26 protein-coding genes and 1 riboswitch are annotated in these 26,521 nt (G+C 68.7%); of the genes, 7 read left to right on the top strand and 19 right to left on the bottom strand.

Annotated features, from left to right (window positions below):
- Positions 1-65 precede the first annotated feature (65 nt).
- From ACWEOI_RS07740 to bluB, 3 genes are all read left to right on the top strand, one after another.
- The gene (locus tag ACWEOI_RS07740; RefSeq protein WP_452359226.1) at positions 66-1,541 is read left to right on the top strand and encodes a fatty acid desaturase family protein; all 1,476 of its coding nucleotides are present in this window, start codon (positions 66-68) and stop codon (positions 1,539-1,541) included.
- Positions 1,542-1,635: 94 nt separating this feature from the next.
- Positions 1,636-2,886, top strand: a complete 1,251-nt coding sequence (locus tag ACWEOI_RS07745) for a fatty acid desaturase (RefSeq protein WP_433667853.1) — start codon at positions 1,636-1,638, stop codon at positions 2,884-2,886.
- Positions 2,887-3,027: 141 nt separating this feature from the next.
- On the top strand, positions 3,028-3,660 hold the full coding sequence (gene bluB, locus ACWEOI_RS07750) for a 5,6-dimethylbenzimidazole synthase (RefSeq protein WP_452359563.1): 633 nt from the start codon (positions 3,028-3,030) through the stop codon (positions 3,658-3,660).
- 78 nt (positions 3,661-3,738) lie between these two features.
- Here the strand turns inward: bluB and ACWEOI_RS07755 are convergent, their stop codons facing one another.
- The 10 genes from ACWEOI_RS07755 to ACWEOI_RS07800 form a co-directional block, all read right to left on the bottom strand.
- The gene (locus ACWEOI_RS07755) at positions 3,739-4,440 is read right to left on the bottom strand and encodes a hypothetical protein (protein WP_452359227.1); all 702 of its coding nucleotides are present in this window, start codon (positions 4,438-4,440) and stop codon (positions 3,739-3,741) included.
- 23 nt (positions 4,441-4,463) lie between these two features.
- A complete protein-coding gene (locus tag ACWEOI_RS07760; RefSeq protein WP_433667857.1) occupies positions 4,464-4,832 on the bottom strand; it encodes a hypothetical protein in 369 nt (122 codons plus the stop codon).
- 65 nt (positions 4,833-4,897) lie between these two features.
- Entirely contained in the window at positions 4,898-5,323 is a 426-nt protein-coding gene (locus ACWEOI_RS07765) for a hypothetical protein (RefSeq protein WP_433667859.1), read from the bottom strand.
- Between the two features lie 221 nt (positions 5,324-5,544).
- Positions 5,545-6,837 carry an acetyl-CoA C-acyltransferase gene (locus tag ACWEOI_RS07770; protein ID WP_452359228.1) on the bottom strand — a complete coding sequence of 431 codons (1,293 nt, stop codon included), beginning with the start codon at positions 6,835-6,837 and terminating at the stop codon, positions 5,545-5,547.
- 110 nt (positions 6,838-6,947) lie between these two features.
- Positions 6,948-7,613, bottom strand: coding sequence for a ribosome hibernation-promoting factor, HPF/YfiA family (gene hpf / locus ACWEOI_RS07775; protein WP_452359564.1), 666 nt, complete (start codon positions 7,611-7,613; stop codon positions 6,948-6,950).
- Between the two features lie 233 nt (positions 7,614-7,846).
- Positions 7,847-8,491: a ComF family protein gene (locus ACWEOI_RS07780; protein ID WP_433667862.1), complete on the bottom strand. Its 645-nt coding sequence runs from the start codon at positions 8,489-8,491 to the stop codon at positions 7,847-7,849.
- Positions 8,492-8,506: 15 nt separating this feature from the next.
- Positions 8,507-10,306 carry an MtrAB system accessory lipoprotein LpqB gene (gene lpqB, locus ACWEOI_RS07785; RefSeq protein ID WP_452359229.1) on the bottom strand — a complete coding sequence of 600 codons (1,800 nt, stop codon included), beginning with the start codon at positions 10,304-10,306 and terminating at the stop codon, positions 8,507-8,509.
- On the bottom strand, positions 10,303-12,306 hold the full coding sequence (gene mtrB / locus ACWEOI_RS07790) for an MtrAB system histidine kinase MtrB (protein WP_452359565.1): 2,004 nt from the start codon (positions 12,304-12,306) through the stop codon (positions 10,303-10,305). Before mtrB ends, lpqB begins: the two co-directional genes overlap by 4 nt.
- Positions 12,307-12,350: 44 nt before the next feature.
- A complete protein-coding gene (gene mtrA / locus ACWEOI_RS07795) occupies positions 12,351-13,028 on the bottom strand; it encodes an MtrAB system response regulator MtrA (RefSeq protein WP_033090495.1) in 678 nt (225 codons plus the stop codon).
- A gap of 78 nt (positions 13,029-13,106) precedes the next feature.
- A complete protein-coding gene (locus ACWEOI_RS07800) occupies positions 13,107-13,754 on the bottom strand; it encodes a dTMP kinase (protein WP_357087078.1) in 648 nt (215 codons plus the stop codon).
- Between the two features lie 165 nt (positions 13,755-13,919).
- Here ACWEOI_RS07800 and ACWEOI_RS07805 point away from each other — a divergent pair, with 165 nt between their 5' ends.
- Positions 13,920-14,195: a hypothetical protein gene (locus ACWEOI_RS07805; protein ID WP_433667865.1), complete on the top strand. Its 276-nt coding sequence runs from the start codon at positions 13,920-13,922 to the stop codon at positions 14,193-14,195.
- A gap of 155 nt (positions 14,196-14,350) precedes the next feature.
- The gene (locus tag ACWEOI_RS07810) at positions 14,351-14,785 is read left to right on the top strand and encodes a hypothetical protein (RefSeq protein WP_452359230.1); all 435 of its coding nucleotides are present in this window, start codon (positions 14,351-14,353) and stop codon (positions 14,783-14,785) included.
- A gap of 76 nt (positions 14,786-14,861) precedes the next feature.
- On the opposite strand, the gene ahcY is transcribed toward ACWEOI_RS07810, so the two are convergent.
- From ahcY to ACWEOI_RS07830, 4 genes are all read right to left on the bottom strand, one after another.
- Positions 14,862-16,337, bottom strand: coding sequence for an adenosylhomocysteinase (ahcY, locus tag ACWEOI_RS07815; protein WP_433667868.1), 1,476 nt, complete (start codon positions 16,335-16,337; stop codon positions 14,862-14,864).
- A 33-nt stretch (positions 16,338-16,370) separates the two neighbouring features.
- Positions 16,371-17,528, bottom strand: coding sequence for a fatty acid desaturase (locus ACWEOI_RS07820; RefSeq protein ID WP_433667870.1), 1,158 nt, complete (start codon positions 17,526-17,528; stop codon positions 16,371-16,373).
- 211 nt (positions 17,529-17,739) lie between these two features.
- Positions 17,740-18,453: a response regulator gene (locus tag ACWEOI_RS07825; RefSeq protein ID WP_433667872.1), complete on the bottom strand. Its 714-nt coding sequence runs from the start codon at positions 18,451-18,453 to the stop codon at positions 17,740-17,742.
- Positions 18,450-20,000, bottom strand: a complete 1,551-nt coding sequence (locus ACWEOI_RS07830) for an ATP-binding protein (RefSeq protein WP_433667874.1) — start codon at positions 19,998-20,000, stop codon at positions 18,450-18,452. The genes ACWEOI_RS07825 and ACWEOI_RS07830 overlap by 4 nt, the downstream gene beginning before the upstream one ends.
- 77 nt (positions 20,001-20,077) lie before the next feature.
- Between ACWEOI_RS07830 and ACWEOI_RS07835 the strand changes: the two genes are divergently transcribed.
- Entirely contained in the window at positions 20,078-21,421 is a 1,344-nt protein-coding gene (locus ACWEOI_RS07835) for a cation:dicarboxylate symporter family transporter (RefSeq protein WP_452359231.1), read from the top strand.
- A 75-nt stretch (positions 21,422-21,496) separates the two neighbouring features.
- On the opposite strand, the gene ACWEOI_RS07840 is transcribed toward ACWEOI_RS07835, so the two are convergent.
- From ACWEOI_RS07840 to cofD, 4 genes are all read right to left on the bottom strand, one after another.
- A complete protein-coding gene (locus tag ACWEOI_RS07840; RefSeq protein WP_357087100.1) occupies positions 21,497-21,943 on the bottom strand; it encodes a 6,7-dimethyl-8-ribityllumazine synthase in 447 nt (148 codons plus the stop codon).
- A 76-nt stretch (positions 21,944-22,019) separates the two neighbouring features.
- Positions 22,020-22,182, bottom strand: a riboswitch (FMN riboswitch).
- A 52-nt stretch (positions 22,183-22,234) separates the two neighbouring features.
- Positions 22,235-22,753: an NUDIX hydrolase gene (locus ACWEOI_RS07845; RefSeq protein WP_357283541.1), complete on the bottom strand. Its 519-nt coding sequence runs from the start codon at positions 22,751-22,753 to the stop codon at positions 22,235-22,237.
- Positions 22,750-24,114, bottom strand: a complete 1,365-nt coding sequence (locus ACWEOI_RS07850; protein ID WP_433667877.1) for a coenzyme F420-0:L-glutamate ligase — start codon at positions 24,112-24,114, stop codon at positions 22,750-22,752. Before ACWEOI_RS07850 ends, ACWEOI_RS07845 begins: the two co-directional genes overlap by 4 nt.
- Positions 24,111-25,070, bottom strand: coding sequence for a 2-phospho-L-lactate transferase (gene cofD / locus ACWEOI_RS07855; protein WP_379275090.1), 960 nt, complete (start codon positions 25,068-25,070; stop codon positions 24,111-24,113). Before cofD ends, ACWEOI_RS07850 begins: the two co-directional genes overlap by 4 nt.
- Before the next feature lie 595 nt (positions 25,071-25,665).
- On the opposite strand from cofD, the gene ACWEOI_RS07860 reads away from it, so the two are divergent.
- Entirely contained in the window at positions 25,666-25,926 is a 261-nt protein-coding gene (locus ACWEOI_RS07860) for a WhiB family transcriptional regulator (RefSeq protein WP_213560898.1), read from the top strand.
- 52 nt (positions 25,927-25,978) lie between these two features.
- On the opposite strand, the gene ACWEOI_RS07865 is transcribed toward ACWEOI_RS07860, so the two are convergent.
- Positions 25,979-26,458 (bottom strand): metallopeptidase family protein, encoded by a 480-nt coding sequence (locus ACWEOI_RS07865; protein ID WP_357087107.1) that lies wholly within the window; start codon positions 26,456-26,458, stop codon positions 25,979-25,981.
- Positions 26,459-26,521 lie beyond the last annotated feature (63 nt).

Here is a 26,521-nt window from a genome sequence, read left to right on the forward strand (position 1 = left end):
GCCCCCGTCGGGGCCGCCCGTCCGCGCAGCGGCGCGAGGCAGATCAACCACGGAAGGACCTGCCGGTGGCCATCACCGACATCAAGGCGTTCGCCCATCTCACGGCGTCCGATATCGAGACCCTGGGCCAGGAGCTCGACACCATCCGGCGCGATGTCGAGCACTCGCTCGGCGAGCGTGACGCGCGCTACATCAAGCGCACGATCGCCGCGCAGCGCATCCTCGAGGCCGCCGGTCGCGCGACCCTGTTCGCCTCCAAGAAGCGCTGGGCCTGGCTGACCGGCACCGCTCTGCTCTCGGTCGCGAAGATCATCGAGAACATGGAGCTCGGGCACAACGTCAGCCACGGGCAGTGGGATTGGATGAACGACCCGGAGATCCACTCCACCACGTGGGAGTGGGATATGACGGGGACGTCGGCGCAGTGGAAGGCCGCGCACAACTACTCGCACCACATGTACACCAACATCCTCGACATGGATGACGATCTGGGCTTCGGCATCCTGCGCATGACGCGCGACGAGGAGTGGAAGCCGATCAACCTGGTGCAGCCGGCCGCGAACCTGGTGCTGGCCGCGCTGTTCGAGTGGGGCATCGCGCTGCATGATCTGGCTGCCACCAAGGAGCAGATGGGTGTGCCCCCGTCGCAGCTCTTCCCGCCGCGCCACATCCTGACCGAGCCGAACAAGGCGTTCTGGCGCAAGGCCGGTAAGCAGGTCGCCAAGGATTTCGTGATCTTTCCGGCGCTGACCGGTCCGGCGTGGAAGTCGACCCTGAAGGCGAACGCGACCGCGAACCTGGTCCGCAATCTGTGGGCCTACGCGGTCATCTTCTGCGGCCACTTCCCCGACGGCGCGGAGAAGTTCACCGAGGAGCAGTTCGAGAACGAGACGCAGGGCGAGTGGTACCTGCGGCAGATGCTGGGCAGCGCCAACTTCGACGCGGGCCCGGCCATGGCGTTCATGAGCGGCAATCTGAGCTACCAGATCGAGCACCACCTGTTCCCGGACCTGCCGAGCAACCGCTACGCGCAGGTGTCGGTGAAGGTGCGCGAGCTGTGCGACAAGTACGACCTGCCGTACACCACGGGCTCGCTGGGCAAGCAGTACCTGCTGGCGTTCCGCACGATTCACAAGCTGGCGCTGCCGGACCAGTGGCTGAAGCGGACGGCCGACGACGCCCCGGAGACCTCCTCGGAGCGCAAGTTCGCGGGCATCTCACTGCCGGCGTGGAACGGCTCCGAGTGGCTGGCCGAGCACAACAAGTCCGGCGAGTGGCTGGCCGTGCACAATGCGTCGGAGTGGCTGGCCGAGCATCAGCCGAGCTGGGGCCTGGACCCGGAGACGGGTGAGCGGCGCGGGCTGCGGTCGGCGCTGCAGGAGGCCAAGGTGGCGTTCAAGGAGAAGGCCGCGCACGAGAAGCAGGTGCTGCGCGAGGCCAAGGAGGCTTTGCGCGAAAAGGCTTTGGCGGAAAAGGCTTTGCTGACCGAGAAGGCTCAGCGCGAGGGTTGGTTCTCGCGTAAACTCCGCCGTAATCGCTAGCAGACGAGGGTCGCGAAAACAATGCGGGATTCGACACGGTAGAGATTCGATCGTCGTAACCTACGGGACCGTAACCTACGGTACTGTAACCAGCATGGCGATCTCGGATGTCAAGGAATACGCGCACCTCACCCCGGAGGATGTCGAAGCGATCGGGGCGGAGCTGGACGCGATCCGCCGCGAGGTCGAGTCAACCCTGGGCGAGCAGGATGCCCGTTACATCCGCAATGTGATCCGTCTCCAGCGCGGCCTCGAAATCAGTGGCCGCGCAGTGCTTTTCGCTAGTCTGTTCCCGCCCGCGTGGCTGGCCGGCGTCGCCCTGCTGGGCACCGCCAAGATCATCGAGAACATGGAGATCGGCCACAATGTGATGCACGGGCAGTGGGACTGGATGAACGATCCGGAAATCCACTCCACCAAGTGGGAATGGGACAACGCCGGTCCCTCCGAGCACTGGAAGATCACCCACAACTTCCTGCACCACAAGTACACCAACGTGCTGGGCATGGACGACGACATCGGCTACGGCCTGCTGCGCGTCACCCGCGACCAGCGCTGGACGCCGTTCTACCTGGGCCAGCCGGTCTACAACCTGCTGCTGCAGATGTTCTTCGAGTACGGCGTCGCCATCCAGCACCTCGAGCTGGGCAAGGTCGCCAAGAAGAAGTGGGCCCCGGGTTCGCCCGAGCGCATCCAGTTCGAGGAGGACCGCAAGACGGTTCTGAAGAAGATCGGCAAGCAGGCCGCCAAGGACTACCTGATCTTCCCGCTGCTCACCGGCCCGTCCTTCCTGGGCACGCTGACCGCGAACCTGGCCGCCAACGTCGTCCGCAATGTGTGGACCAACGCGGTCATCTTCTGCGGCCACTTCCCCGACGGCGCGGAGAAGTTCACCAAGTTCGACTGCGACAACGAGACCCAGGGCGAGTGGTACCTGCGCCAGATGCTGGGCTCGGCGAACATCTCCGGCGGCCCGGTCATGCACTTCATGAGCGGCAACCTGTCGCACCAGATCGAGCACCACCTGTACCCGGACATCCCGTCCAACCACCTGAAGGACATCGCGGTGCGGGTGCGGGCGCTGTGCGAGAAGTACGACCTGCCGTACACCACCGGGTCGCTGCCGGTGCAGTACGCCAAGTCGTGGCGCACCATCATGAAGCTGTCGCTGCCCAACAAGTACCTGCGCCGCTCCACCGACGACGCTCCGGAAACCAAGTCGGAGAAGATGTTCGGCGGCGCGACCACCGTGGACCCGATGACCGGCCGCCGCCGCGGCCTGCGCACCGCGCTCAGGGAGGGCCGCCGCAAGCTGGCCCGCCGTGAGCCCGCCATGGCGGGCTAGTCCCCCACGACCGCGAACGCCTCCCGCCGGACTCTCGGCGGGAGGCGTTTTCGCTGTGGAGGGCTGCCAGGTTCGGCGCGGATCCGGCCTGGTTCACTGGACCGCGTGTGTTCCGAAGGCCCGATCAGCCCCCTCGAATGTCTGAGCGTCTACGACGCCATCAAGTTGCGTCGTGACGTCCGCGCCGAATTCACCGGCGAGGTGGTCGACGACGCCACGCTGCTGCGGATCCTCGAGGCGGCCCATCGCGCGCCCAGCGTCGGCAATTCCATGCCGTGGGACTTCGTGGTGCTGCGCGATCCCGGCACGCTCGGCAAGTTCGCCGATCACGTGGCCGAGAAGCGGCAGGAGTTCAACGACTCGCTGCCCGCCGACCGCGCCGAGACCTTCAATCCGATCAAGATCGAGGGCATTGTCGAGAGCGGCACCGGGATCGTGGTGACCCACAATCAGGCCCGCGGCGGCACCCACGTGCTCGGCCGGGCCACGGTGCCCGAGACCGGCATCTACTCCACCATTCTGGCCATCCAGAACCTGTGGCTGGCCGCCACCGCCGAGGGCGTGGGCGTGGGCTGGGTGAGTTTCTACGACGAGCCGTTCCTGACCGACCTGCTCGACCTGCCGCCCGGCGTGAAGCCGGTGGCCTGGCTCTGCGTCGGCCCGGTCCACGAGTTCCAGCAGGTCCCGGACCTGGAACGGTTCGGCTGGCGCAATCGCCGCCCGCTCGAGTCGGCCATCCACTGGGAGCGGTTCACGCCCCGCGCGGACGACTGACCTCGACGGCTCGGTGCCGCGGGGCGGTGGCGTAGCCGACGCCCGCACCCGCGGCGGCGGCCTGCTGGCCCATGAGGTTCAGGGTGTCCACCCGGTTGCCGCGACCACGCCCGTCCGGCGCTTGCTCCGCAGGTTCGACAGCCCGATCGCCGAGCCGGTCAGCAGCACGAGGGTGTCGAGCGGAATTCGCCACTGCCAGAACAGATCCGCGTATCGACCGGGATCCGCGGTCGCCGCGCCGCGCAGCACGGCAAGCACGATCCAGCTCGAAGCCGAAGCGGCGAACCAGAGTTGGACGCGAGCGACCGGGCGGGCCAGTGCCACCGTGATCAGCACCGACGCGTTCACCGCGATCATCAGCAGCGACAGCAGCAGGCCGTAAACCGTTGCGAGGCTGTTCACATCGCCGGTGTGGCCGCGATGCGATCCGGCGTACTCGGCAATGGCGTAGACGACGATCAGCACCAGCCCACCGGCGAGAGCGATCGTCAGGGCCGCCCGGTGCAGCCACTCGTTGTCCCACACCCGCGCCACGTACGCGCACAGCAGGCAGGCCGCCGCCAACAGCAGCACATCGGCGATGATGCCCGCGAATCCGCCGGTCGCGACGAAAGAGTCGACATTGTCGCGGCAGCGCGGCTCGATGAGGATCGCGCCGAGGGCCAGCAGCGCCGCCGCCACGGTGAGCAGCCGGGTGCGGGGCGCGGCGCACCACAGGGTGAGCCGGACCAGGGCCACGGCGGCCGTGACGGCGATGGCGGCCGCGAAGACGATCTCCATTCGTTCCTCCCGCGGCCCGCGCGCTATTCCTCCAGCAATCCGTGCCCGAGCCGTTCGCGTGGTGTGGTTGTGGACTGGTCCTCGGCGGCGTCCGGTTCGGGATCGGCCAGGCGCCGGGCCACCTCGGCGGCCAGTTCCGCGCCGGTCGCCTCGCGCAGCGCCTCCACCAGGGAGGCGCGCAGGACGTCGTCGCGGGTGAGGAACCCGGCCGCGATCAAACCTTCGATCGGACTCACACCATAGGTGCGGCAGAACGCGATGACCGTTTCCGCGACCGGCGAGTCGCTGCTCAGGTGCCGGGACACCCGCATCTGGTTGGTGCCCATCCGCGCGGCGATGGCGCGGTCACTGTCGCCGTTGGATACCGTCTGCTTCCACTCCCGGAATCCCACACCTCGATTGTGTACCGGATGTGTTTCACGCTGCAATCATTCCGAGGGGCGCGGCGGGTCCCGGCTCAGCGCAGCGCGTCGGTGGGGTGGTGCCCGATGACGGACACGTCGTCCAAGGTGACCACGGGATCGCCCGAGTCGTTCTTGCCGTTGATGGTGATGGTCCCGGTGAACTCGTCACCCTGTTTGACCGACTCCCGGACCGGTCCGGTGAGCTCCACCCGCGCCCCGTCGATCGTGTAGTACCGGGTCGGCTCCCCGTGCACGAACCCGAGCGTCCACACCGCCGCGTCCGAATACACCAGTCCGTAGACGGAATACCGTTCCCCGACATGCCGTCCGGCATCGTGCAGCCGCAGCTTCAGATCGGAGACCGGCTGCCCACCCTCGGACCCGGTCGCCGGAAGTGGCAGCGCCGCAGCGTTTCCCGCCCCGGCGATCCCCGCCGCGAGCAGGACTGCCGCGGTGCCGATCATCGTCCTGCCGTTCATGATCCGCCTCCGCCCAGCTCGTTTCCCCCGGGATACCCATTCGACGCCGAGTCTCCACCAACGATTTTCGATCCGCCCGCCGGAAACCCCGGTCCGCCGTGGCGGATCGGGGTCTCACCTGCACGAAGGCGCATCCGCGCCGAGTGTCCGTACTGCGGCGCAGTCGCGAAGCCGGTACGCCGGCCACCGGCATTCACGCCGGTGACACAGAAGTGTGTCAGCTAGACGGCTTCCAGCACCGCCGAGGCTCCGATGCCGCCCGCGGCGCAGATCCCGAGCAGTGCGGTGGACTTGCCGGTGAGGGCGAGTTCATTGGCCATGGTGGTGACCATGCGCGCGCCGGTGGCGCCGAACGGGTGCCCCAGGGAGACCGAGCCGCCGTGGACATTGAGCTTGGCCGGGTCGATCTCGCCGACGGCGGTGTCGCGGTCGAGGCGGGTCTTGGCCCATTCGTCGCTGGCCAGGGCGGAGACCACGGACAGGGTCTGGGCGGCGAAGGCCTCGTGGATGTCGACGAAATCGATGTCACCCAGCGACATTCCGGCCTGGTCGAGGGCGCGCGGCATGGAGATGGCGGGGCCGATGAGGACCTGGTCGCGCGGGTCGACGCTGACGAAGCTCCAGGAGCGGAAGGCGGCGAGCGGCGTGAAGCCGAGGGCGCGGGCCTTCTCCTCGCTCATCAGTAGGACCGCGGACGCGCCGTCGGTGAGGGGGCTGGAGTTGCCCGCGGTGACGGTGCCGTTCTCGGCGAAAACCGGTGCCAGTTTGGCGAGTTTGGCCAGGCTGGTGTCGCGGCGGACCAGGCCGTCGCGGGTGACGGCGGTGCCGTCGGGGGTGCTGACGGAGAGCACCTCGCGGTCGAAGCGGCCGGATTCGATGGCGGCCGCGGCGCGGTGGTGCGAGGTGGCGGCGAAGTGGTCCTGCGCGCCGCGGGAGACGCCGTGGATGCGGGCCATCTTCTCGGCGGATTCACCCATGACCTCGCCGGTGGTGCGCTCGGCGATCTGCGGGCGGCGCGGCATGAGGTCGTAGAACGGGGCCAATTGCGTTGCCGCGGTGAGGTAGTCCTTGGCCTTGGGCTTGCCCAGCGCCAGCGGCGCGGCGGCGTGCACCAGCTTCTGCGGCAGCTTGACCTCGGCGTTGCTGGTGGAGTCGCTGCCGCCGGCGATCATGATGTCGTGTTCGCCGCGCTCGATGGCGGCGGCCGCGGACACCACGGCCTGCAGGCCCGACGCGCAGGCGCGCGTCACCGTGTAGCCCTCGCAGCCCGGGTCGAGTTCGAGGTCGAGCGCGATCTCGCGGGCGATGTTCGGCGCGGCGCTGGGCAGCACCACGCCGCCCCACACGATGCCCTGGACGTCACCCTTGGGCAGTCCGGTGCGTTCCAGCAGCCCGCGCACGGCGATGCCGACCAGGTCGATGGAGTCCATGCGTGTGAAGTCGGTGAATGCCCGCACGAACGGGGTCCGAGCCCCGGCGACGATGACAGCACGGCGAGCGCCCTTGGTAGCCATGGCACAGTTTTAACTGATACGCGCCGTAACAGCAAGACTTGCCCCGGACAACAGGCGACCGGGGCCTGTCCCATGACCCCGGTCGAAAAGTGGATGTCCCTGGTTACCGACTACGCGAGCCTGATGAGCCCGTAGTCGAAGGCGTGACGGCGGTAGACGACCGACGGTCGGTCGGTCTCCTTGTCCTGGAACAGGAAGAAATCGTGACCGACGAGCTCCATCTGGTAGAGGGCGTCATCGACCGTCATGGGTATCGCGGGGTGCTGCTTGGTGCGCACGACATGGCCGGGACCGGCGGAATCGCCTTCCATCGCAGCCGAATGGTCGTGGGCCTCGGATCCGTTGTCGGAGAACAGCGATTCGTCGACCAGACCCGCGGTCGCCTCCGCGACCGAGATCGGCGTCTTGTCCCCGTGATGCACGCGGCGGCGATCCTTGAGCCGGCGCAATCGGCTCTCGAGCTTCTCGACCGCGCCCTCGAGGGCCGCGTAGAAGCTGTCCGCACAGGCCTCGGACCGCACGATCGGGCCCTTGCCCCGGGCGGTGATCTCGATCCGCTGGCAGTTCTTGCGTTGACGACGGTTACGTTCGTGGGTGAGCTCCACGTCGAAAAGGTAAATGGTGGGGTCGAAGCGCTCGAGCCGAGACAGCTTGTCCGCCACATGAATTCGGAAATGGTCGGGCACTCCGCCCTCCCCCAGGGTCCTGCCCTTGACCACGACGTCCGCCGTGGTGGCCCGACTGGCTGATTCGTCGATGAGCTCGTCATCGAGCAGCACCGAAGTGCTTGCATTCTTCGCTGAGAGTCGTGAAGAAGTCGTCACGCGTACCTCCCGGATCTGGCCGCACAAGCCGCTCGTGCGGCGGGATTGAAACGTGTGCCGACCGATGGAACTCGCATCGGCACATATGTCCGAGGCGCCACCTCCAAACTTGCGGTTCGGGTGTCTGATCGCCAACCTAGTGCGCCAGCGACCTGTCCGCCAGTGTTCACGCAAATTTCGGAGAATCAAGCAGCGCAGGTAACCAGCACGGCACGCACGGCGATCCGCGCGGCGGTGAGCGCTCGGACCGATTCGGTCACCGTGACACCGGTGGTCAACACGTCATCGATCACCACTACCTCGGCATTTGCCGGAAACAGCGCGCTCGGGGGCCGGGTGGTGGCTACCATGATCCGCCCGTGCAGATTGTGCTGGCGATCGCGGCGCCCGAGGCCGACCGAATCCCGCACACCGGGACCCATGCGCAACACGCGTACCAGGCGGCAACCCGGTAGCCAACCCGCCGCGACGCTCGCGGCACGCACCACCGGATCGCCGCCGCGCCGCCGGGCCGCGGCCGCGCGACTGGGCGCGGGCACCAGCGCCAGGGGCCGGGACGCGTCCCGCAAATGATCCAGCCCCCTGGCCAATCCGGTTCCCAAGGGCCGGGCCAGCTCCCGCCGACCCTGTTCCTTGACGCCCAGCACGGCCCGTCGCGGCGGACCCGCGTAGGCGGCCAGCGCCCAGCACGGCACCCCGGGATCGGCGCGCGGTCGGATCCGGATGGGCGGGCCGGACAGCGCGGCGGCGCAGTCCGCGCACCACCAGATACCGGCTCGCCCGCACCCGCCGCAGGCGCGCGGCAGGATCAGATCCAGCAGTTCCCCCATGCCCCCAGTGTGCGCCTAGCCGGGCAGCACCGGAACCGCGTTGGCCCCCAGACCCGGAACTTCGCGCCAGTAGTCCTCGCGCCCTTCGGGATTGCGGGTCAGTTCCAGCACCGCGCGCGAATCGGCCACGTACTCCTGATCCGGGGAGGCGCTCACCACCCGCACCGGCGGGGTGAGGTTCTGCGAGGACTGAGCCCGGTACTCGGATCCGTCGACCAGCACGCCGGCCACCGGGTCCACCGTGCCGTCACGGGCCACGATGACCCGTTCGTCGGTGAGCCAGTCGATGGACACCGCGGGCGTGGACAGTCCGATGGCCAGCGGCAGCGGCGAGGACAGCGCGAACTTCCCGTTCGGCTTCGGGACCACCACCGCCACGTACACCTTGCCGTTCGCGATGATCGCCGCCCGCGCCCCGGACGGGGAGATGCGCAGTTCGGTGATGGGGGTGCGCGGCGAGGTCGAGTTGATCGCCGCCGCCATCAGGTCGGCGATGTCGACGTCCTGCACCGACACATTGCCGGTGCTGCGGTCGTGCACGGCCCGGATCACCCGGTCCCCGTCCACCACCGACCAGGCCGAACTGCCGTCGGCGGGCCAGGTGGGCCGGGTGAAGGTGCCGCCGGCGGCGACCGGAAAGCCCTGCCCGTCATAGGTTCCGACGATCAGGGTGCGCTCGGGTTCGGGGTCCGGACGGCCGGAGCGGGCCACCGCGGCGACCAGCGTCCCGTCCGGTGAGAGCCCCACCGACTGCAGCGCGTGGGTGCTGCCGAAGAAGCCGGGGGCGGGCGTGATGCCGCTGCCGTTGACCGCCACCAGCGAACCGTCACGGACCGCGTGCAGACCGGTCCGGTTACGGGCGATCACATCCGGACTGCGGGCCTCCACATCGGCGCGCTGCCAGCCCGCCGAGTACTTCTCGACCAGCGGTTTGCCGTCGGCGTTGATCAGATACGGGCCCAGCACGTCGGCCCCGGACAGGGTGAGCACCACCTGGGTGGCCAGCAGGTCCCGGTTGGCCGGGTCGAGCGCGGCCGCGCCGGAGAAGTCGACGGCCATCCCGCCGCCCGCGACCCCGACGCTGTCGGGATCGCCATTGGCCTTGGTGACCGGGCCGCGCTGCGACACGGGCGCGCCCATCGGATTGTGCACGGCCGGGGCCAGCCCCGACTGCGGTCCCTCGCTGAGCATGCTGAGCAGCCGCTGCGCCACCTGGTCCTTGCGCGCGGAGATCCAGCGCAGGTCCGGCACCATCCCGGCCCCGGCCAGATTCGGGAAGAACAGCGAGTACCGGTGGTAGAACTTGGCGAACGCGGCCTGCTCGACGATGACGCCCGAGGGCAGATCCTTGATCCGCCACTCGCCGCCGATCTTCTCCATGTCGATCTTGGTCTCCAGCGTGCCGTCGGCGGCCCGGTAGGAGCCGTCCGCGGCCAGCTCGCCGATCTTGCGCGCCCGGATCACGTAGGTGGCCGAGTCACCCGTGCGGGACTCGCGCAAGGTGTTCGGCTGCGAGTCCACGATGGTGATCCCGGCCCCGTCGTCCCACTGCACATTGGCCGCGGGCGAGAGGAATTGGCGCGCCAGCTGATGCCGGTTCGCCGGGTCCGCGGTGGCCTGCAGGTAGTCCAGCAGCAGCTGTTCGGGCTCACGCCCGGCCACGGGCGGGTTGAGCGCGGTGCTGGTGGGCTGGTGGTCCAGGCTGCCCAGCGCCTGCGGCGCCGACGAATCCGGCAGGCTCGCACAGGAGCTCACCGCGATCAGGCAGCCGAGGGCCGCCAGGGCCCGGAACAGGGCCCTCGCCGGCCGCCTCATGATTGGCCGTCACCCGGCTCGGCCGGTGCGGAGCCCCCGGAAGCGTCACGCCCGGAACCGGTTTCATCGGCGCCGCCGGGAGGTGTTCCGGTGGTGCCGTTGTCGGGGGGCTCGGGCTCGAAGCCCTCGCGGACGGCCAGGTCGGCGGCGTCGGCCAGGTCGGCGGCGGTCACGTCGCCGTGGTCGGCGGTGGTGTCGTCGATCCCGGTGGCGGCCGGGAATTCCGGGGCGATGGCGTCGAATCCCGGTTCCACCGTGCCGACGTCGAGGCCGTCGGCGTCCGGTTCGATTGCGGTGGGCTCGGATTCGAGGGCGGCCAGGCCGAGCAGGCCCCCCGGGACCGCGTCGGGGCCCGCGGCGGCATCGCCGGACGCGGTGTCCGAGCCGGCCGGGGTGTCGGAGCCCGCGATATCCAGGGCCAGTTGTTCGGGTGAGAACGCGCCGCGAATCTTGGGCGGCTCCAGCGAGAGTGGGCTCGTGCCCAGTTTGCGGCCGCGGACCAGCGGGAGGGTGAGCCGGAAGCTGGCGCCCACGCCGATCTCGCCCCACGCCTCGAGCTTGCCCTCGTGCAGGTTGGCGTCCTCGACGCTGATGGACAGGCCCAGGCCGGTGCCGCCGGAGCGGCGCATGCGGGAGGGGTCCGAGCGCCAGAAGCGGTTGAACACCAGCTTCTCCTCGCCCGGGCGCAGGCCCACGCCCTGGTCGCGCACCACGATGGCGACGGCGTTGGCGTCCACGTCGCCGCGCATGCGCATGAGGACCGGTTTGCCCTCGCTGTGGTCGATCGCATTGGCGAGCAGGTTGCGTAGCACCCGCTCGACGCGGCGCGGATCCACCTCGGCGACAAGGGGTTCCTCGGGCATGTCGACCACGAGTTCCACGCCGGATTCGCGGGCCAGGTGCCGCACCGTGGAGACCGCGGCCCGCGCGCACATCCGCACGTCCAGCGATTCCACCTGCAGCTCGGCCACACCCGCGTCGTGGCGGCTGATCTCGAGCAGGTCGTTGAGCAGGCCCTCGAACCGGTCGAGTTCGTTGACCAGCAGTTCGGCGGAGCGCGCCAGCGCGGGGTCCAGGTCGTCGCTGGATCCGTGGATGAGGTCGGCCGCCATGCGCACCGTGGTCAACGGTGTGCGCAGTTCGTGGCTGACATCGGAGGTGAAGCGGCGCTGCAGATTTCCGAACTCCTCGAGCTGGGTGATCTGGTTGGACAGACTCTCGGCCATCTCGTTGAACGACATGGCCAGCCTGGCCATGTCGTCCTCACCGCGCACCAGCATGCGTTCCTTGAGGCGCCCGTCCGCGAATCGGCTCGCGATGCGGGCCGCGGATCGGATGGGCAGCACCACTTGCCGGGTCACCAGCGCGGTGATGGCGGCCAGCAGGACCAGCAGCACGATGCCGCCGATGAGCATGGTGCCGCGCATGAGCGACAGGCTGCGTTGCTCATTGGTGAGCGGGAAGATCAGATAGATCTCCAGCGAGTCGATATCGGCCGACGGACTGCCGATGATCAGCGCCGAACCCTTGTACCCGTCCGGGCTGGAGACCGTGGAGAACTGGTAGGAGACCTGCCGCTGCTTGACGAATTGCCGCAGCTCGGTGGGGATCTCCTGGATCGAGCCGGAGGTGAGCTCCTGTCCGCTGTCTCCCGTCATCGCCAGGGCGGCCTCGTAACTGCCTGCGGCGCCTCCGGTCTGGGTCCCGCCGGCGCTGGAGAACAGCGCGCGGCGGGCATCGTCGAGTCGACTCTGCTGGGTGCCCGAGTCGTGCACACCGGTCAGTTGATTCTGAACGGTGTTGCGGGCGCGACCCATTTCCTCGACGGCCGCGTTGATCTTCGCGTCCAACAACCGGTCGGTGATCTGACTCGTGAGCACGACGCCCAGAATCGTGATGACGATCAGCGACAGGGTGAGGGTGGACACGACGACCCGCAACTGCAGCGAACGCCGCCACACATGGCCCAGTTGCTCGCCCAGATTGCGGAACCAGGCCATCACTACCGCCAGCCACCGCTGCACGCGGTTTCTGGAGCCATCGATCACGGCGGTCCGGCCTTGTAGCCCACACCTCGAACGGTCAACACGATCTCAGGGTTCTCCGGGTCCTTCTCCACCTTGGCGCGCAACCGCTGCACGTGCACGTTGACCAGGCGGGTGTCGGCGGCGTGCCGGTATCCCCAGACCTGTTCCAACAGCACCTCGCGGGTGAACACCTGGCGCGGCTTGCGGGCCAGCGCCACCAGCAGATCGAACTCCAGGGGAGTCAGCGAAATCTGCGCGCCGCCGCGAGTCACCTTGTGCGCGGGCACATCGATGACGATGTCGGCGATCGACAGCAGTTCCTGCGGCTCCTCCTCGGTGCGACGCAAGCGCGCCCGCACCCGGGCCACGAGTTCCTTCGGCTTGAACGGCTTGACGATGTAGTCGTCGGCACCGCTTTCCAAACCCAGGACGACGTCGACCGTGTCGGTCTTCGCCGTCAGCATCACGATGGGCACACCCGAGTCGGCTCGCAACACCCGGCATACGTCGATGCCGTTCATGCCGGGCAGCATGAGGTCCAGCAACACGAGGTCCGGGCGCAACTCCCGGACCGCGGTCAGCGCCTGCGTGCCGTCTCCGACGACGTGGGGGTCGAAACCCTCACCGCGCAAGACGATCGTGAGCATCTCCGCGAGAGCCATATCGTCGTCGACGACCAGAATCTTCGGCTTCATAACGTCTAGTTTGTCACCTCTCCGGCTCTGATTCGGCCGCCACGCCAACACTCGTGACCTGTCGGCGGACATCCAACCCTATCCAGCAACAATTTCCGCGAGGCGCGCGGCGAGTGTTGCCGGATCGTCTCCGGTTCGATGCACCCACCACGGTCCACGCCAGCTGATTTCGGCCAGCTCACGGTAGACCCTACCGGTGCGACGCTGCAGTCCACCGTCTTTCTCGTACGCGTCCAACGCGCGCGCGGCGTCGGCCTCGCCGCGCAGGCGGGCGCGCTCCTCGGCCACGTCGACCGGAACATCCAGGAGAATCTGGACATCCGGGGCCGGCAGTCCGAATCGTTCGAACTCCAATGTGGCGATCCAGTCCACGATTTCACCGCGCGCGTCCTGTTCCATCCGCGCGGCGGAATAGGCGGCATTGGAGGCGACGTAGCGGTCCAGTAGCACGATGTCGTTGTCCGCCAGCAGCTTCGAGAGCTGGTCGCGCGCGTCGGCGCGGTCGAGGGCGAACAGCAGCGCCATGGCGTTCACAGACTGGGCGGTATCTCCGTGGCCGCCGCGCAGCGCCTCGGCCGCCAGATCGGCGTGCACCGAGACCCCGTACCGCGGGAAGGCCAGCGTCGCGACGCGCAGTCCGCGGGCGCGCAGGTCCGCGACGACAGCCTCGGTGAGCGTGCGTTTCCCCGCGCCGTCGAGTCCTTCCACCGGAACCAGTGCACCCATGCGGCGAGACTACCCAACCTCCGCCGCCATATAACGGCAGGTTCCCCTTTGTCCGGCAAGCCCGATCCGCGATCGCCGGAACAATATGGGCGAATCCGAAACGTTCACGATTCAACCCTTGTAGGTTCTAGCCACCACTCCCCCCGCAAGGAGCGCACCCCCCTGATGAAGACACGCCTCACCTTGGCCGCCGTCGCCATCTCCACCGCCGCCCTCTCCCTGGCCGGCACCGCGAACGCGGCTCCTCTCACGCTCGACCCCGCCACCCCCGCCGCGGCCATCCAGGTCGCCAACTCCGGCTCGGCCTCCTCCCTCTCCTCCTCCGGTGGCTCGAGCGACTTCGTCGGCACCGACTCCAGCGTCAGCCAACTCCTCAGCGCCGGCCTGTGCATCATCACCGGCGGCACCTGGCTCCCGGTCTTCAAGACCTGCGCCCGCTAGTACCCACCGGTCGACTGTGCCGCCGCCCCGAACGGGTCGGCGGCACAGTCGTTTCCACACCCCACCCCGGTCTCATGCCCCCAGAATTCACGGCACAGTTCTGAAACGCGTTCCTTTTAGAATTTGCCAACGTTGAACCATCAAGGAGCCGGCCGATGAAATCCACCCTGACGCACCGCGTCTCGGCAATCCTGGCCACCACCCTGGCCACCGCCGCCCTCGCCACCGGCGCCGCCACCGCGGCCCCGATCACCCTCGACCCCGTGGCGGCACCCGCCGATCCGGCGTCGATCGCCGACCCGTCCCCGACCGGATCCGCTGGGCTCGATCTGGGCAATGCGGTCCTCGCCACCGTCCTCAACCGGTTGGCCACCGGGTCCGCGCTGGCGAGTGGGAGCAGTCAGTGGGCTTGCAAGGGGCAGGGCGGTACCTGGATCCCGGGCGACAGCACCCACGATTCCTATTGCAAATATCCCCCGTTCAACCCGACCGCCCTCACGACCGACCCCGCCCCGGTCGCCGCGCAGCCGGTGGCGACGACCGCCGATTCGGGATCGTCCGGCTCTGGCTCAGTGGGAGAAACCAACTAGTTCGCGCGATAACGAGATTCGGCCGGTCACCCGTGGGTGACCGGCCGAATTTTCAGCTGTTACAAGCGGTTTCCGCTCAGTAGCGGTAGTGGTCCGGCTTGTACGGGCCCTCCACGTCCACGCCGATGTACTCGGCCTGGTCCTTGGTGAGCTTGGTCAGGGTGCCGCCCAGGGCCTCGACGTGGATCTTGGCGACCTTCTCGTCGAGGTGCTTGGGGAGGCGGTAGACCTCGTTGTCGTACTCCTCCGGCTTGGTCCACAGTTCGATCTGCGCGATGACCTGGTTGGAGAAGGAGTTCGACATGACGAACGAGGGGTGGCCGGTGGCGTTGCCCAGGTTGAGCAGGCGGCCCTCGGACAGCACGATGATCGCGCGGCCGGTCTCCTTGAACGTCCACAGGTCGACCTGCGGCTTGATGTTCAGGCGGTCGGCGCCCGAGCGCTCCAGGGCGGCCATGTCGATCTCGTTGTCGAAGTGGCCGATATTGCCCAGGATGGCCTGGCCCTTCATCGCCTTCATGTGATCGAGGGTGATGATGTCCTTGTTGCCGGTCGAGGTGATCACGATGTCGGCGTCGGCGATGGCCTGCTCGACGGTGACCACGTCGAAGCCGTCCATCAGCGCCTGCAGCGCGTTGATCGGGTCGATCTCGGTGACCTGCACGCGCGCGCCCTGGCCGGCCATCGACTCCGCGCAGCCCTTGCCGACGTCGCCGTAACCGCAGATCAGCACCTTCTTGCCGCCGATGAGCACATCGGTGCCGCGGTTGATGCCGTCGATCAGCGAGTGGCGGGTGCCGTACTTGTTGTCGAACTTCGACTTGGTGACCGAGTCGTTGACGTTGATGGCCGGGAAGACCAGCTCGCCCGCGGCGGCGAACTGGTACAGCCGCAGCACGCCGGTGGTGGTCTCCTCGGTGACGCCCTTGACCGACTCGGCGATGGCGCCCCACTTGCCGCCGTCCGCCTCGAGGCTCGCGCGCAGCAGGTTCAGGAAGACCTTGTACTCCTCGGAGTGGGTCTCGTCCTCGGGCGGCACGACGCCGGCCTTCTCGAACTGGGCGCCGCGCAGCACCAGCATGGTGGCGTCACCACCGTCGTCGAGGATCATGTTGGCGGGCTCGCCCGGCCAGGTCAGCATCTGCTCGGCGGCCCACCAGTACTCCTCCAGGGTCTCGCCCTTCCAGGCGAAGACCGGGGTGCCCTTGGGCTCGTCGACGGTGCCGTGCGGGCCGACCACGACCGCGGCGGCCGCGTGGTCCTGGGTGGAGAAGATGTTGCAGGACGCCCAGCGGACCTGCGCGCCCAGCGCGACCAGGGTCTCGATCAGCACGGCGGTCTGCACGGTCATGTGCAGGGAGCCGGAGATGCGCGCGCCCTTCAGCGGCTGCACGTCGTGGTACTCGCGACGCAGCGCCATCAGGCCCGGCATCTCGTGCTCGGCAAGGCGAATCTCCTTGCGGCCGAACTCGGCCAGTGACAGATCCGCCACCTTGTAGTCGATCCCGTTGCGAACATCAGGGGTCATCGTGCTGGACACTGAGGTCGTCATCTGCCTCTCCTGGTCGGCTGCTTCTCCCAAACCCTACGCGGCCGCCCGGAGGTCGTACGCGGCGAGGATGCGCTCCCGCTTGCGGGGTTGGATATTGGCCCGGCTGACGTCGCCCGCGTAGTGCGCGAGCAGGCGCGGATCCATGACGATGCGCCACAGCGGCGGGAACAGCGCCAGCACGATCATGGTCGCGTAGCCGGCGGGCAGCTGCGGGGCCTCCTGTGAGCTGCGCAGGGTCTGGTAGCGGCGGCCGGGGTTGGCGTGGTGGTCGCTGTGCCGCTGCAGGTGGAACATGAAGATGTTGGTGACCAGGCGGTCGCTGTTCCAGCTGTCGCTGGGCGCGCAGCGGGCCCAGTTGCCGTTCGGGCGCCGCCGCCGCAGCAGGCCGTAATGCTCGACATAGTTCACGGTTTCGAGCAGGCCCGCGCCGATCACGGCCTGCAGCACCAGGTACGGCAGGATGGTCGGGCTGTAGATCGCCATCAGTCCGCCGAACAGCACGACGGTCATGCTCCACGCCTGCAGGATGTGGTTGTGGACACTGAACCAGCGGTGTCCCTTGCGCGCCAGCCGCTCGCCCTCGAGCGCGATTGCCGACCGGAAGCCGCCGATCACGCTGCGGGGCAGGAACTCCCACAGGGACTCGCCCATGCGGGCGCTGGCGGGGTCCTCGGGGGTCGCGACGCGGGCGTGGTGGCCCTTGTTGTGCTCGACGAAGAAGTGGCCGTACGCCGACTGCGCCAGCGCCATCTTCGAGAGCCAGCGCTCCAGGCTCTCGACCCGGTGGCCGAGTTCGTGGGCGGCGTTGATGCCGATGCCGCTGACGAGTCCCAGGGTGGTTGCCAGCCCGATCTTGTCGACCACCGACAGGTCGGTTCCGGCCCACATGCAGGCGGCGATGATCAGGCCGATCACCTGGATCGGCAGAAACAGGTAGGTGCACCACCGGTAGTACCGGTCGTTGCTCAGTAACTCGTAGTCCTCGTCGCGCGGGTTGGTGCCGTCCTCCCCGACGACCCAGTCCAGGACGGGTATCGCGATCAGGATGATGATCGGACCGATCCACCAGAACACCTCGAGCTTGGTGTGCAACACCAGCTGCGACGGCAGCAACGCACACCCGGGGGCAATGAGCCCCAGCACCCACAGGTGGCGTTTGGGATCCGGCGAACCCAACCGTTTGCCGAACATTCGCACCTTTTCTCCGCTACTCAACCTCATCGAACTTCGCAGCTACATATCTTGGAACCTAGCCGCTGTTACAGCACGTGTGCGGACCGAAAGGTGGCCACCGTTACATCATGAGCAGTCGGTTCCGGCGCAACCGACCCTGTGGTTCCCGTCACTGCCCCGTACGCGCAAACCAGCCGCGAACCGCGCTCGGCGTGCGATCCCCCCGCACTCAGCGCAACCACACGTAGCGAACCTGCGGCCGTCCCGTCCGACCGTAGTCGGTTCGCCGTTCCACCACGCCGTCTTCGGCCATACGTTCCAGGTATCGCCACGCGGTCACCCGCGAAACCCCCACCGCGCGGCCCGCTTCACCCGCGGACAGGCCTTCCGGCGCGGCCCGCACCGCGCGCGACACCTCGTCCATCGTCTGCGGCGCAATGCCTTTCGGGGACGTGGGCCGCTGCTCGGGTGTGCGCAGCACCCCGAAGGCGCGGTCGATGTCGTGCTGCGACACCGCCGTCTCGCCGGCGGGCAGCGCGGCTCGGTACTCGCGGTAGCGTTCCAGCTTCTCCCGGAAGGCCGCGAAGGTGAAGGGCTTCAACAGATACAGCACCACGCCGTGCGCGACGGCGGCGCGCACCATGGCCAGATCCCGGGCGGAGGTGACGGCGATGACGTCCGGGCGCGGGCGCAGCACCGCGAGCGCGGCCGCCACCGCGAGCCCGCTCATGTCCGGCAAACCGATGTCCATCAGCACCAGGTCGATCGGGACGCCGGAAGATTGTGACCTTTTCGCGATCGAGAGGGCCTCGCGCCCGGTGTGCGCCACCGCCACCACGTCGAAACCGTCCACCCTTTCCAGGTAAGAGCGGTGTGCCGCAGCGATTTTCGGCTCATCCTCGACGATCAGCACCCGGACCGGCGCCTCGCGGTCGATTCTCATCGCGGAAACCTCACGATCACAGCGGATTCCGGCTCGCGCCGGGCCCGCAACTCACCGGCGTGCCGGGCCACCAGCCGCCGCACCAGCGCCAGCCCGAGCCCGTGGTGGTCGGTCTTGGTGGAGTAGCCGCGCTCGGTGGCGCGGGTGAACAGCTCCTCGGACATGCCGGGCCCGCTGTCGGCGACCCGGATGTACAGCTCGGTGTCGTCGCGGCGCACCGTCACCTCCAGCCAGGCGTCCTCATCGTGGCCGACCTCGTCGAGGGCGTTGTCGATGAGATTGCCCAGCAGCGTGACCATCTCGTGCGGGGTGAGCGGCTCGGTGGTGTCGAGCAGGGTGTCGCCGGTGACGGTCAGCTCGACGCCGTATTCGGCGGCCTGCTCCACCTTGCCCAGCAGCAGCGCCACCACCGCGGGTTCGGCGACCGCCCCGGTGAGCCGGTCGATGAGGGCCTGGGACAGTTCGAGTTCCGCGGTCGCGAAGCTCACCGCTTCCCGGGACCGCCCCAGCTCGACCATGGTGACCACGGTGTGCAGCCGGTTGGCGGCCTCGTGCGCCTGGGCGCGCAGCGATTCGGCGAAGCCGCGCACCGAATCCAGCTCGCCGAGCACGTCCCGCAATTCGGTGTGGTCGCGCAGCGTGACCACGGTGCCGATGCGGCGTCCGGCGTGCTCGACCACATCCTGGTTCACCACCAGCACCCGTTCGGGGGTCACGTGCATCTCGTCGCGCACCACGCCGGTCCCCAAGCGCTGCAACGACACCGGCAGGTCCGCGCGCGTGATCGGCCCGTCGGGCAGGCCGAGCAGCAGGCGCGCCTGATCGTTGACCACCTCGGCGTCGGCGTCGGACTTGCCGAACACCAGCAGCCCCTCGTGGATGGAGTGCAGCACCGCGTCGTGGTGCTCGTACATCATCCGCAGTTCGGCTGTGCCCAGCCCGTGGGTCTGCCGTAACAGCCTGCGCCGCAGCAATAGTGAGCTGATGGTGGCGAGCGCCAGCCCGCCCGCGGCGACCGCCAGGATGAGCGGCAGCTGGGCGCGCACCTGCTCACCGATGTGGGTGCGGGTGACACCCGCCGACACCAGCGCGACGATGCGGCCGTCGGCGTCGCGGACCGGGGTGACCGCGCGGATGGAGGGGCCGAGGGTGCCGGTGAACGTCTCGGTGAAGGTCTCCCCCGCCAGCGCCCGATCGATATTGCCGCTGAACGGTTTTCCGATCCGGTCGGTCTCGGTGTGGGTGTAGCGGGTGCGGTCGGGGGCCATCACCACGATGAAGTCCATGCCGGTGGCCTTGCGGATGGCCTCGGTCACCGGTTGCAGCGCGGCGGTCGGGTCCGGGCCGCGCACCCCGGCCAGGGTGGAGGGCGACTGCGCGACCGCGACCGCGGTGTCGCGCACCTCGGCGCGGGTGGCGTCGTCCTGCACCCGGCGGGTCTGCAGGAACGTCAGCAGCGCCGCGGCGGCGATCACCGCCGCGAGCACCAGCACCTGGACGACGAACACCTGCCCGGCCAGGGTGCGGCGGGGTCTTCGGCCCTTCACGATTCCTCCGCGAACGTCATGAACATAATTTACGAAACAGTGACCGGCGTCACTCGGTGGAACATGATTCTCACGTTATGAGCGACAGTGCAACACCACCGGCCCGAGACCGTACCCACTGGCTGTACCTGGCCGTCATCGTGGCCGTCATCGCCGGCGTCGTGGTCGGCAAGCTGGCCCCGGGCTTCGGCAAGAGCGTCGGTGAGCTGGGCACCATCTTCGTGAACCTGATCAAGATGATGATCACGCCGGTCATCTTCTGCACCATCGTGCTGGGCATCGGCTCGGTGCGGGCGGCCGCCAAGGTCGGCCGGGTGGGCGGTCTGGCCATCGGCTACTTCCTGATCATGTCCACGGTGGCGCTGGGCATCGGCCTGCTGGTCGGCAATCTGCTGCATCCGGGGTCGGGCCTGAACGTGGCCGCGCACGCGAAGGAGGTCACCAAGTACGCCACCGACGCCAAGGCGGCGGGCGGCACCTGGCAGTTCTTCGAGGACATCGTGCCGACGACGCTGCTGTCGTCGCTGACCTCGGGGAAGGTGTTGCAGGCGCTGTTCGTGGCGCTGCTGGCGGGATTCGCCATCCAGGCCATGGGCGCGGCGGGTGAACCGATCCTGCGCGGGGTGGCCTCGATCCAGAAGCTGGTCTTCCGGATTCTGACCATGATCCTGTGGCTGGCCCCGATCGGCGCGTTCGGCGCGATGGCGAATGTGGTGGCGCGCACCGGATTGGACGCGGTGAAGCAGCTGGCGCTGCTGATGGTGGCCTTCTACCTGACCTGCGTCGTGTTCATCTTCGGCGTGCTCGGCCTGCTGCTGCGCCTGGTGGCGGGGACCTCGATCTTCAAGCTGGTCCGCTATCTGGCGCGCGAGTATCTGCTGATCTTCGCGACCTCGTCCTCGGAGTCGGCGCTGCCGCGGCTGATCGCCAAGATGGAGCACGCCGGGGTGGATCGCACCACGGTGGGTGTGGTTGTGCCGACCGGGTATTCGTTCAACCTGGACGGCACCGCCATCTACCTGACCATGGCGACGCTGTTCGTGGCCGACGCCATGGGCAAGCCGCTGGCCTGGCACGAGCAGCTCGGGCTGCTGCTGTTCATGATCGTGGCGTCCAAGGGCGCGGCGGGTGTCACCGGCGCGGGCCTGGCCACGCTGGCGGGCGGCCTGCAGAGCCATCGCCCGGAGCTGCTGGACGGGGTCGGCCTGATCGTGGGCATCGACCGGTTCATGTCGGAAGCCCGTGCGCTGACCAACTTCTCGGGCAATGCCGTCGCCACCCTGCTGGTCGGCACCTGGACCGACACCATCGACCCGGCCCGCGTCCGCGCGGTGCTAAACCGCGAGATCCCGTTCGACGAGCGGGCCATGGTCGACGACGACCATCCCGGCCCGCACGACAAAGACCTGGTTCCGGCCTGACCCCAACCCCTGGGCCGAAACCGGACCGCCGGCGCGTTCCCCCTGCTGCGCGCCGACGGCACCCGCACCCTGGTCCTAGGCGCGCACCGCGCCCAGGGCCAGGGTCGCGGCGATCGCGTTGGCGAGCTCCGCGCCCTTCTTCACGAAGTGGCGGGCGAAGTACTCGAGATGTTCGGCGTGCTCGTGGAAGTGGTGCGGGGTGAGCACCGCGGAGAACACCGGCACATCGGTGTCGAGCTGTACCCGCATGAGCGCGTCGACCACGGTCGGCGCGACGAAGTCGTGGCGGTAGATGCCGCCGTCCACCACCAGCGCGACCCCGGCGACCGCGGCGTACGCGCCACTGGTGGCCAACCGCTTGGCCTGCAACGGAATCTCGAACGCACCGGGCACCTCGATCACGTCGATCTCGGTGTACCCGCGCTCGAGCAGCTCGGCCCGGCAGGATTCGACGGCCTTGTCGACGATGTCGCTGTGCCAGCGGGCGGCGACGAGAGCGATGCGATTCGGCATGGGTGACATGGGGATTCCTCCTGTTCGCTGTCACCCAGGGCATAGACGCGAACAGGGCCCGACCGCGCGGGCGGACGTGCCGGTGCCGCGTTCTCTTCCATCCGGACTCTGACCGTCGGCTCCGGGATCACACCGGAATCTGCTGGACCCACACCCGAGGGTGTGGCGCTCGCGGGCTCGTGCGTCCCGGATCGGTCCGGATCGCCATTGCCGCCGGTGGGGAATTCCACCCCGCCCTGAGAACGTGTACGACCGGACAGTAACACGGGGGTTCCGCCGTCCGGAACCCCCGTGTCCCGGTCAGCGCAACAGCACGTCCGCGTCGGCGGGGAGGGCGTCGACGGGCCACCAGCGCAGGTCGGTGGATTCCGAACTACGTACCGGGACAGCGCCTTCCGGGGCCTTGATCTTGAAGAGCAGGTCCAGGTGCCGGGTGGGGACGCCGAGGGAGCAGGTGATGGGGTGGGCCTGCGCGCCGTAGAGGCCGGGCTCGAGGGTCAGGCCCTCGATGCCGGATTCCTCGGTCGCCTCGCGGAAGGCGGCCGCGGCGACCGAATCGTCGGATTCCTCGCAGTGGCCGCCGAGCTGGATCCACCGGCCCACCCGCGGGTGCAGGGTGAGCAGCACCTCGCGCTCGTCGTGGGAGAGCACGATGGCCGAGGCGGTGATGTGCCCGGCCGCGTGCTCACGCAGGCAGCCGCGCGGCGCGGAACCGAGGAAGGCCAGCATGGCCTCGCGCAGCGACTGCTCGGGACCCGTTGCCGGGGACCAGGTCTCGAGCAGCTCGGTGGCGGACTTGTGTAGCGACTCCGCGCTCACAGCTCGACCAGGCCGATGCCGGGCTCGCCGACCTCGCGCGGGGCGAGCTCGTCGAGGGGGTAGCCGACGGCGATCGCGCCGAGCGGACTCCAATCCTCGGCCAGACCCAGCACCTCCCGGGTGACGTCGGGCGCGAAGATGGTGGACCCGATCCAGCAGCTGCCCACCCCGCGCACGGCCAGCGACACCAGCAGACCCTGCACGGCCGCGCCGACCGCGACGGTGAACATGGTCTTCTCCGCGGCCCGGCGGGTCTCGTCCGGATAGTCGTGCGCGCCGTCGGGCACGCAGAACGGGATGATCACCTCGGGGGCGTCGAACAGGATGCGGCCCCGCGCGACTCGCTTCTCCACGCTCTCCGGGGAGCGGCCGTCACCGGACAGGTCGGTCCGCCACTTCTCGGCCATGGCCTCGAGCAGCTGGTCGCGCAGACCGCGCTTGCGCACCCACACGAACCGCACCGGGCGGGTGTGGTGCGGGGCGGGAGCGGTGAGACCGGCGGCGACGGCGGCCCGGATGATCTCGGGTTCGACCGGGGTGTCGGCGAACTGGCGCACCGAGCGGCGCAGCAGCAGCGCCTGTTTGCGGCCCAGGTCCACCGATTCCTCGGTGCCGAGCCAGAACAGGTCCTCCTCGCCGCGGCGCAGCAGGTCCCCGGCGGTGGAGCCGTCGTCGGCGTAGTCGAGGCCGCGCACCACCGCGACCGGGACGCCGCCGAGCTTGCCCTTCACCAGGTCCGCGGCGGCGGCCAGTTCGTCGGCGACCGCGACCAGGGTGACGTGCAGTTCGTTGCCCTGCCCGTCGACCGCGCCGTTGTAGTCGTGCAGCACCCGCAGCCCGGCCGCGCCGATGGCGGCGTCGATCTGGCCGTTGCGCCAGGCCCGGCCCATGGTGTCGGTGATGACCACGGCCACCTGCACGCCGAGCCGTTCGGCCAGGCCCGCGCGCAGGGCCTTGGCGCTGGCGTCGGGATCCTCGGGCAGCAGCACGAGTTCGTCCTGTTCCACATTGGAGCCGTCGATGCCGGCGGCGGCCTGGACGATGCCGAGTTTATTCTCGGTGATGAGGGTGCGGTTCTTGCGGGCGAGTACCCGCACCGACTCCTCGAGCACCAGCCGGCGGCGGGCGGCGTCGCGCTCCTCGGGGTCGGTGGGCACGGAGACCACGCGGCCCTCGGCCTTGGCGACGATCTTGCTGGTGACCACCAGCACGTCGCCGTCCTGCAGCCAAGGCGCCTGTGCCGCAATGGCTTCGGCGACGTCGTCGCCGGGCCGGAATTCGGGCAGGCCCGGAATCGGCAGGATGCGCAGTTCGCCGCCGGACGCGTGGTCGCCCTGGGTCTGGATGGAATCCGTTGTCACGGTTTGACTCCCGCGATGTCGAGGGCTTCGCGAACCATCTCGGCGGTGGTCGCCGGGTCGGTCATGAGCAGGGGGACGCTGCGGACTTCGACGCCCGGGATGTCGGCGGTGTCGCCGGTGTGGACGAGCCAGCCGTCGAGGATGCCGGTGCCCGAGCGCGCGCCGTAGTAGGCGCCGACCGCCTCCGCGGAGGTCTCCACGCCGATCACCGACAGGCATTCATCGGCCATGCCACGCAAGGCTTTTCCGCCGATCACCGGGGACAGGCCGATCACCTTCGCGCCCGAAGTGCGGATTGCGCCCCGGATGCCGGGGACCGAGAGGATGGCTCCGACGCTCACGACGGGGTTCGACGGAGCGAGCAGGATCACATCGGCCGACTCTATGATTTCCGTCACACCCGGTGCCGGTTTCGCAGCTTCTGCCCCAATAGTCACAAATCCATGGGTCTCAACGTTCGCCCGGTACCGGACCCACCACTCCTGGAAATGGATCGCGCGGCGTTCGCCAGCGTTCTCCGGGTCCGCGATGACGACATGGGTTTCGCAGCGGTCGTCGGTTGCCGGGAGCAGCTTCACCCCGGGCTGCCACCGATTGCAGAGCGCCTCGGTCACCGCGGAGAGCGGATAGCCCTGACGCAGCATTTCCGAGCGGATGAGATGGGTGGCGATATCGCGGTCGCCGAGGCCGAACCAATCGGGCTGGGCGTGGTATTTCGCCAGCTCCTCCTTGGCGCTCCAGGTCTCGTTCGCGTGTCCCCAGCCGCGTTCCGGATCGATGCCGCCACCCAGGGTGTACATGCAGGTGTCCAGGTCAGGGCAGATGCGCAGCCCGTGCATCCAGACGTCGTCACCGACATTGACGATGGCCGTGGTGTCGGCTCCGGGCAGCAGCTCGCGCACGCCCATCAGGAACCGGGCGCCGCCGACTCCGCCGACCAGGACCGCGATCCGCAGGCCGGTGCCGGGCGCGGTGTCCGCTTGTTCTCGAGTCACATCCGCACAGCCTATGCCGTGACGGGCCGAAAGCGGCTCGCAGCTCATTTGCTGTGAATTTGCTGTCTGATCTGCGGGAACGTCGCCAGCGGGGGTCACAGATGGTAACGGAATCGCTTCGGCAGCTTGACCATCGCCGCTCCCGGCGTGTCTAATCACAGGCATGTCATTCCGGGTCCGCGTGAGAGTGCAAGGCGCGGACGGGTTTTCGAACAGCTGTTCGCACCGGAGTGGCGCAAGCTCGGGGATGGCCGCGGGACTACGCCGCGGTGTTGGGCCGTCGGTGGGATCGGCTCCGACGGATTAATCATTCTGCGCTAACACACAGTGAGGAGGCGGAGCGATGGCCGATGAGCTGGCCCCGTCGGGTATTCCGGGCGGTGTATCGCAAACCGATTCCACGACTGGCGCAGCACCTGACTTCTGCGCCGACGATCGGAACGGATACGAGGGGGGTGAACCGATGACGACGCGGCCGGGGGGCGGACAGTGGGCGCGAGCTGCCTACCAGCCCGAACCACCGCGGCTGAGCCTGATCGTCACCGGTGCCGAGGATATGTACGACACTTTCGCGCGCGGCGGTCGCATGATGACCGAAGCTGAACAATGGCAGGAACGGGCACTCTGCGCCCAGACCGACCCGGAGGCGTTCTTCCCCGAGAAGGGCGGCTCCACCCGCGAGGCCAAGCGCATCTGCCTGGGCTGCGAGGTCCGTGACGAGTGCCTGGAATACGCCCTCGCCAACGACGAGCGCTTCGGCATCTGGGGCGGTCTCTCCGAACGTGAGCGCCGCCGCCTCAAGCGCGGCATCATCTGAAGGAAACCCGCTGTAGCCGAGGGGAATTCCGGGCCGGGCGGGCCCGGGTCCCCTACTCCGGCTCGGGATCGATGATGTCCGGCTCCACCCCGAGATAGGTCGCGATCTGCTGCACGAGAACCTCGCGCAGCAGGTCGACCAGGTCGTCCGGGTCACCGGCCCGCAACTCCAAAGGCTTGCGGAACAACACGACTCGCGCACGGGTGGCCATGCCGTAGCGATCCACCCCCGCGGGGATCAGACGCGACAGCGGCACCGGCCCGTCGGCCACCACCTCGTCGGGCCAGGTGACCGAATCCGGGTGCAGCGGACGGATTTTCGGCACGTCGTCCACCGCGATGTCGAGCTTGGTCAACTGCTCGTGCCAGCGGCTCTCCAAAGGCGCGAACGCCTCCAGCACCAGCCGGTCGAACTCCTGGCCGCGGGTGCGCCGGGCCGGAACCGTCGGAGGCAGCATCGGCCCGCGCACACCCCGCCCGCGGCGGATGACCGACCGCGCGGTGGGCGGCCGCCTCTTACGTGAACGGGTCATACCTTGAATCTAACCCTTGCCCCGACCGGGTGCGCGCACCCGGCTCACGGGCTCGCGGCGGTG

The organism is Nocardia sp. NPDC004340 (assembly GCF_053602575.1).